Source organism: Arcobacter sp. CECT 8985 (genome assembly GCF_004116495.1).
Lineage (GTDB): Bacteria > Campylobacterota > Campylobacteria > Campylobacterales > Arcobacteraceae > Malaciobacter.
Window position 1 is genome coordinate 25657 of the sequence record NZ_PDKC01000029.1, and the last position, 8081, is coordinate 33737.

General features: G+C 24.4%; 6 protein-coding genes. All 6 read left to right on the plus strand.

The features are described from left to right. Position 1 precedes the first annotated feature (1 nt). On the plus strand, positions 2-814 hold the full coding sequence (locus CRU93_RS11365) for an ABC transporter permease (RefSeq protein ID WP_129104324.1): 813 nt from the start codon (positions 2-4) through the stop codon (positions 812-814). Further along, positions 814-2142: an ABC transporter ATP-binding protein gene (locus CRU93_RS14190; protein WP_164967670.1), complete on the plus strand. Its 1329-nt coding sequence runs from the start codon at positions 814-816 to the stop codon at positions 2140-2142. The genes CRU93_RS11365 and CRU93_RS14190 overlap by 1 nt, the downstream gene beginning before the upstream one ends. Next, complete coding sequence (locus CRU93_RS11375; protein WP_129104325.1) at positions 2142-4745, plus strand: FkbM family methyltransferase; 2604 nt, start codon at positions 2142-2144, stop codon at positions 4743-4745. The genes CRU93_RS14190 and CRU93_RS11375 overlap by 1 nt, the downstream gene beginning before the upstream one ends. Then, a complete protein-coding gene (locus CRU93_RS11380) occupies positions 4745-5614 on the plus strand; it encodes a glycosyltransferase family 2 protein (protein ID WP_129104326.1) in 870 nt (289 codons plus the stop codon). The genes CRU93_RS11375 and CRU93_RS11380 overlap by 1 nt, the downstream gene beginning before the upstream one ends. Further along, a complete protein-coding gene (locus tag CRU93_RS11385) occupies positions 5611-7665 on the plus strand; it encodes an FkbM family methyltransferase (RefSeq protein WP_129104327.1) in 2055 nt (684 codons plus the stop codon). The genes CRU93_RS11380 and CRU93_RS11385 overlap by 4 nt, the downstream gene beginning before the upstream one ends. Further along, on the plus strand, positions 7662-8081 hold a 420-nt coding region (locus CRU93_RS11390), incomplete at its 3' end, for a hypothetical protein (RefSeq protein WP_258238907.1). The genes CRU93_RS11385 and CRU93_RS11390, both read left to right, overlap by 4 nt.

Below are 8081 nucleotides of genomic sequence, written 5' to 3' on the forward strand. Positions count from 1 at the left end.
TTTGAGATATATAAAAGAGTTTTTTAGATTTTTAAATCATATAAGAAATAGTAGAAAACTACTGTTTACTTTAGCTTACAATGACTTTAAACAGCAGTATTTAGGATCATATTTAGGAATATTGTGGGCAGTGATTAGGCCAGCATTGTTTATAGGTGTTATTTGGTTTGTATTTACAGTAGGGTTCAAATCAAGACCAACAGATGATGGAACTCCTTTTGTACTTTGGTTACTTTGTGGAATGATTCCTTGGTTCTTTTTCTCTGAAGCAGTAAACAAAGGAATGAGTGCAATAGTAAGTAATGCCTACTTAGTAAAAAAAGTAGCTTTTAGAGTAAGTATATTACCTCTTGTAAAAGTCTTATCCTCACTTGGAATTCATATTGTCTTAGTTTGTTTATTAATTATTGCATTTTTATTAAATGGGTTTTTCCCCACAATTTATTGGTTACAACTTCCTTATTATATAGTTTGTACTGTTATTTTGACTTTAGGTCTTGGATGGCTAACTTCATCTTTACGAGTATTTATAAAAGATGTAGGTGAGATAATAGGAGTAGTTATACAGTTTGGTTTTTGGCTTACACCAATTTTCTGGTCATTTAAAATTATTCCTTTAAAGTATCACTATTTAGTAAAATTAAACCCGATGGTGTATGTAGTTGAAGGTTTTAGAAATACATTTATAAGTAAAGTATGGTTTTGGCAAAATATAAATGATACAGTGCAGTTTTGGATAATAACTATTGTATTCTTAATTCTTGGTTCAATAGTCTTTAAAAGACTTAGACCTCACTTTGGAGATGTGTTGTAATGAAAAAAGATATAGCAGTAAGTTTACAAAACATCTCAAAAGTTTATAAACTATATGATAAACCAATAGATAGATTAAAAGAGTCATTAAACCCTTTTAAAAAGAAGTATCATAAAGAGTTTTATGCACTTAGAAATATAAATCTTGAGATAAAAAAAGGTGAAGTCTTAGGTATAGTAGGGGTGAACGGTGCAGGAAAATCAACACTACTTAAAATCATCTCAGGTGTGCTTACTCCAACAAATGGAAGAGTTAATATCCACGGACGAATAAACGCTATACTTGAACTTGGAAGTTCACTAAAACCAGAGATGACTGGGCGAGAAAATATAAAACTAAATTTGCAGTTAAATGAAATAGAAAAAAATAGAGAAAAAATAACGGAAGAGATTATAGAGTTTGCAGATATTGGTGAGCATATAGACCAACCAGTTAAAAGCTATAGTAGTGGTATGAAAGCAAGACTTGGCTTTGGTATAGCAACATCCACCAATCCTGATATTTTAATAGTAGATGAAGTACTTGCTGTTGGAGATGTGTTATTTCAAAGAAAATGCTATGCAAAAATAGAAAAACTTTTCAAAGATGGAAAAACAGTGATATTTGTATCTCATAATGCTCAGTCAGTAGTAGAGTTTTGTACTCGTGCAGTTCTTCTTTATGATAGAGAAATTATTTTGGATGATACTCCTAAAAAGGTAACTGATTATTATCAAAAGCTTGTGTTTAGTAAAAATCATAGTAGTATTTTAAAAGAACTTAATAATATTGATAAAATCGTAGATAATAGCAAAGTTAAAATACTTCAATTAGCTAAAAATAAGTTATCTAATGAATCTAAATTTAAAAAGTCCAAAAATTATATTGAAGGGTTAAAATGTAATCCCCAAGTTTCAGGTGATTCTGAAATTATTTTAAAAGATTTTTTTATTTTGGATACACAAAATTATATAGTAAATGTTTTGAAAACAGGGCAAAACTATAAACTTTATGTTGAAGCAGAGTTAGATAAAGATTATCAGAATTTATCTTTTGGTATATCATTTTTAAATGTTCAAGGTACCCATTTGAGTTGTATAAGAGAATATTTGAAAGATAGAATTAATATTTATAATAGAAAAATCAAATTTTATTTAAATTTTAAATGTAATTTTTTACATGGAAAATATTTTATAAAAATTCAATTTAGTGAAAATGAAAAAAGTCTTTATATTAATCATGACTGTTCAATTTTTCAAATTGAAAAAGAAAAGCATAAATTTCAAGAGAAAATGTGTATAGTTGATATAGAACCAAGAATAGAAAAAATAATAAATATGGAAGAATAATGAATAAGAAGCCTGAAGATCAATTTAAATCAAATCACTATCAGCGACATAATGAAGCTCGATTTAATCATTTGGAGTCATTAAGCATAGATTTTAATGATAAAACAGTATTAGAATTAGGAGCTGGGATTGGAGATCATACAGAATTTCTTTTAAGTCTAGGTGTAAAAAATATAACTAGTTTAGAAGGTAGAAAAGAAAATTTTGATATTTTACAAGAAAGATTCAAATCTAATGAAAAAGTAAAACCTTTATTATATAATTTGGATTTGGATAGTCATAATAATTTAAATGAAAAATTTGATATTGTATATTGTTATGGATTACTTTATCATATATCTAAACCTAAAGAATTAATTGAATTTTTAGCAGAACATACTAAAGAAATTTTATTACTTGAAACTTGTGTAAGTTATGAGAGTAATAATGCATCAAATATTGTTGAAGAAGATAAAGAATCTTTTAGTCAAAGTGTAACTGGTTATGGATGTAGACCTGCACGAAATTGGCTTTTTGATGAATTGAAAAAAAATTATGAGTATGTTTATATGCCAATAACACAACCAGATCATGAAGAATTTCCAAAAGATTGGACAAAAAAAGTTTATACTAAAGGTAATTTAACAAGAGCTGTTTTTGTAGCTTCCAAAAAAGAATTAAAAAATTCTTTATTAAAAAATAATGTCCTCATGTTTCAAAAAGAGATATATGAAATACTAGATAACAAAGATGAACCTTTTAGAAGATATTATTCTCAGCATGGAGAAGATTATCTTTTGTGGAAGTTTTTTGACTTTAAAAAAGATGGTTTTTTTGTGGAGGTTGGAGCATTTGACGGTGTGCACCTAAGTAATACTTACTCTTTTGAACTTGAAGGTTGGAACGGTATATGTGTAGAGCCTGGACAATACTTTGAAAACTGTAAAAAAAATAGACCAAACTCAATATGCATAAATGCTGCATGTGTAGGAAGTGAGGATATAAAAGAGATAACTTTTTATGAAGAAGAATTAGGATTATTATCTTCTCTTGATATATCAACTGAAAAAAAAGAAGATATCGAAAAAAGATATGAAAATAGAAAACTAGAATTTTTAGGACATAAAGAAAAAACAGTAAAAGCAAAAACACTCAATAGTATTTTAGAAGAAAATGATGTATCTGAAATAGATTTTATTACTATAGATGTAGAAGGAGCTGAAATAGATGTTTTAAAAGGTTTTAACTTACACAAATATAAACCTAAAGTAGTTATCTTAGAAGCAAATGATGAAGAGCATAAAAAAGAGCTAATAGACTATATGACTATTGATAATAATTATTTATTTTCAAGAAATATTGATTTTAACTTAATCTTCGTTTTGTATGAATATGACTCTTTTAAAATTGGAAAAATAAAAATTAACTGTAGTATAGAAAAACAGTTGCACCCTCTTGGTCTTAAGTATACTCTTCCTGATTATTTATCTGGTCTACAATATTATAATGGTGAAAATATTATTTATACATTATGGGATAGATTTATAAGTTTAGAAAAAAAGAACCAAGAAATAGAGGAAAAAGAGAAAATCATAAAAAAGAAGAACCAAGAAATAGAGGAAAAAGAGAAAATCATAAAAAAGAAGAATCAATCATTAGCATATTTTAAGCCTTTAGAAAAATATTTAGAAAAAATTGTAAATATTTCAATAAAAATACATCCTTTAGAAAAATATAAAGAATATAAGAATTTGTTAAACTCATATCATAAACTAAAAGAAAATGAGAATAGGCATAATAATTTTTTAACTTTGCCCACAGATGATTTTTTTAGTGCAAGGAATAAAAAGTATTATATCTCAGAACTTGATGAGCCTATTCTCATCTATCAAGTTGGAAAAGTAGGCTCATCAACTATTTATGAATCATTAAAAGATAAAGTAAAAGATGTCCCTATATACCAAATACACAATATTGAAACAGCAGATGAAATTTTAAAAAAAGAAAAACAAAAAGGTTTTATGGAAGGCCTTCATCATTTAACTATTGGATCAGAATTAAATCAAATAATCAAAAATAATCCTCAAATTCATTGGAAGCTGATAGTAGGTATTAGAGAACCAATACATCGGTGGTTATCAGATATTTTTCAAAATATCAATGAAAGATATAATTATTTTGTAAAAGAAGATGGTGATTTAAAATATGATAAATTGATTGATTTTGTAAAAGAATCTTTAGAAACAGAGCCAATGCAAGATTGGTTTATTAATGAACTTGAAAAAACATTTAAAATAAAATTATCTGAAATTAATTTTAATAAAAATAAAGGCTATTTTATTTATAAGAAAAATGGTATGGAAATATTGTTTTATCAATTAGAATGTTTAAAGTCTGACTTTAATAATATGTTTAAAGATTTTTTACCAGACTATAATATCTCTTTGCAAAATGCAAATGAATCTACAGATAAAAAATATTATATACAGTACAAAAAACTACAAGAACTATTAACTTTTGATGAAGATTATTTAAGAGAATTTTATTATAAAAAATCAGTTACAAGATTTTTTTATACAGACTTACAAATAGAAAATTTTATAAATAAATGGAAAGGTAAATAATGGAAAACTTGAAAATATCAGTAATTACACCATCTTTTAATAGCGCAGACTATATTGAGAGAGCAATTAAAAGTGTAATTGATCAAAATTATAATAATTTCGAACATATAATTATAGATAATTGTTCTACTGATGGAACAATAGAAATACTTAAAAAATATCCTCATCTTATATGGAAAAGTGAAAAAGATACGGGACAATCAAATGCTATGAATAAAGGTTTTGAATTAAGTAGTGGAGAAATTATAGTATATTTGAATTGTGATGATTATTTTAAAACAGACACTTTTTTTCAAGTTAATGAGTGTTTTAATAAAGATCAAAATATTAAAATTTTATTTGGTAATGTATATATTCATTTGCTAGATGGTAGAAATGTTGAAGTGGAGCCAAAAGTATATTTTCAAGATATCATATATCATTGGGAAGGTTGGAAAAAAATAGGAGATAATAAATTTCAATCTAATTTTCCAAATAATCCAGTACAATACTTCTATAAAAGAGAAGTACAATCTTTAATTCCATTTAATGAATCTAATCACTATACAATGGATTTAGAATTTTTAGTAAATGTAACATATAAATATAAAGAAAATATAAAAAAAGTCAATCATATATTTGGGCATTATATTTTACTTAATGATGCTAAAAGTATTGCAGCACAAAGAAAAAAAGATTATTGGACGTATAAAACTTTTTCATATATAGATGACAAATTAAAAGTTTTTGACTTAGATTATATTATTCAATACAAAAATAGACAATCCGTTGGTTATTTAAATAAAACATTAGAACAATTTGAAAAAAATAAATATTCTCAGAGTACAAAACAATTATTAAAAGAACTTCTAAAAAGGTTATTTAAATGAAAAATATCTTAATTTATTCTCCTGTTCCAATCTTTCCTGCTATTCAAGGGAATAGAAAACGAATATTTAATATGATACAAAGTTTAAAAAATGAATATAATTTATTTTTAATAATATATGGTAATGTCCAACAAATTGAAAATGAAAAAGACTTTTACAATGATGCTTTTAAAGCAACATTTATATATCCGCAGGGAATTAATCATAGCTTTTTATTTAATAGAAATATTAATATAGATGATGCTTACGAGAATGGACTTGGTGAATATGTATCAGAGATTTGTAATACTCATAACATAGATATTTATTTGCATAATTATATTTTTCAATCTAAAGTATTAGAATTTGTACCAAATAGTATTTTGAAAATAATTGATACACATGATAAATTTAAAGATAAATATAAATTAGCAAAATGGTATTCATACAGTGAAGAAGAAGAATCAAAAGGTGTGTCAAGAGCTGATGTTATTTTAGCTATACAAGATGAAGAAAAAAAATATTTTGAATCAATTACAAGTAAAAAAGTAATAACAGTAGGACATTTATCAGAATCAAACTTTTTAAATAAAGAATATAATGATTTGAAAAATATAGGTATTATAAGTTCAGGACATATTAGAGATTTTTTAGCAGTTGAAAAATTCGTTCAACAATTTATAAAAAATGATATTAAAGGTGTAACTTTAAATATTGCAGGAATGGTTTGTGAAAAATTAGAACCGTTATATAATCATCCTAATATTAATTATTTATGGTTAGTAGATGATTTAAAAGATTTTTATAAATCAATTGAATTATGTATTATTCCTCCCGAAGATGGGACTGGACTAAAGATTAAATCAGTTGAAGCACTATCTTATGGTGTGCCAATTATTTCAACAAAACATGGTTTTGTAGGAATTGAAACAAATGATTATTTTCATCAAGCAAAAAATGTAGATGAATTAATGAACTATATTATAGAAATACAAAAAAATAGTATTTTAAACGCATTGCAAATAAAATCAAAAACTGTTTTTAATAAATATCAGAAATTACAGAAAAATAATTTAAAAATAGCATTTAATCATGTAAAAAATAAAGGCTTAACAGAGATTTTAGAGCAACTTAAACAAAATGGGTATAATTCTTTTTTAAATTCAGATGAATTAACTAGAAAAATTATGAAATTAATGCTTAATCGAGGAGAAGAAGCAATAGATATTGGTGTTAATTATGGTCAGTTTCTATTTTATTTATCAAATTTAGTTGGGGTAGATGGAAAAGTTCTGGGTTTTGAACCAATAAAAGAGTTATTTGAATTAAATCTAGCAAAAATTGAAGAACAGAAAATGACAAATATCCTTTTACATAATTTTGCATTGTCTAATAGTGAAGGGATATCTGAATTTACAGTTTTTAATGAGCGAAAAGGATATTCAGGTTTAAAAGAGAATGTAATCCTTGATTCTTCTTTTGACGTAAATAATAAATCTAAAATAGAAGTTATAGTAAAAAAACTTGATATATTTCTTTCTGATTTTAAAAAGTTAAAATTAATAAAAATTGATGTTGAAGGAGCTGAATTGTTGGTTCTTAAAGGAGCGGAAGAATTATTATTAAAATTTAGACCAATTATTATTTTTGAGTTTGGGATGAGAACTGCAAAAAGCTTTAATTATGATCAACAAGATATTTATAATTTCTTTATAGAAAGAAATTATTCTATATATATTATGTCAGGATTAAAATTAAATTCATTTGAAGATTTTTTATTAGCTGATAGTTTTATTTACAATTTTATTGCTATTCATAATGAGCAAAAAGATAGTATAGATATCCTTAATCAGTATTCTAATAGCTATCTTGAACAAATTAATATTGATAAAAACTTATCTTGCATTCAAAGTCTAAAATCTAATAAAATATTTGTATATAACAACAATAAACAATATTCTAAATTAATAAATATATTGGAAAAATTAAGTTCTATAAGTTTTTTTAAATCACCTATAAAGAAATTTCAAGCGTATAAAAGTCTTATGCGAATATATCAAGAGTTGAAATGAATAAAAAAATTTTAATAGTTTTCCCTCATAACCCTTTTTTATTAGAAAATGGAGTTCACTCAAGGTTTTATGAACTAATTAAATATCTAAATAATAAAAATGCAGAAGTAGATATTTTATCTCATAAAAATTTTGTTGATGATTGGACGATATATGATAAAAGTTTAATAACTAATTTATACCTTAGTGATTTTAAAAATATATTTACTTTAAAATATCGTATAAAAAATAGATTAAAAAGATTTTTATATAGAAAAAATTATCTTGAAAATTTTTCTAGTGAAGAAATGAAATCTATGTTTGTTCAAATACTTGATAATAAATATGATTTTATTGTTTTTTCATATATTCAATGGGTTAATTTATTAAAAAATGTTAATACAAAAAAAACAAAAAAAATAATTATGATAGAAGAC

Excerpts from the sequence above, each read along its gene's own strand:
- CRU93_RS14190 (WP_164967670.1), top strand. The coding sequence starts at position 814 with ATGAAAAAAGATATAGCAGTAAGTTTACAAAACATCTCAAAAGTTTAT.
- CRU93_RS11375 (WP_129104325.1), top strand. The coding sequence starts at position 2,142 with ATGAATAAGAAGCCTGAAGATCAATTTAAATCAAATCACTATCAGCGA.
- CRU93_RS11380 (WP_129104326.1), top strand. The coding sequence starts at position 4,745 with ATGGAAAACTTGAAAATATCAGTAATTACACCATCTTTTAATAGCGCA.
- CRU93_RS11385 (WP_129104327.1), top strand. The coding sequence starts at position 5,611 with ATGAAAAATATCTTAATTTATTCTCCTGTTCCAATCTTTCCTGCTATT.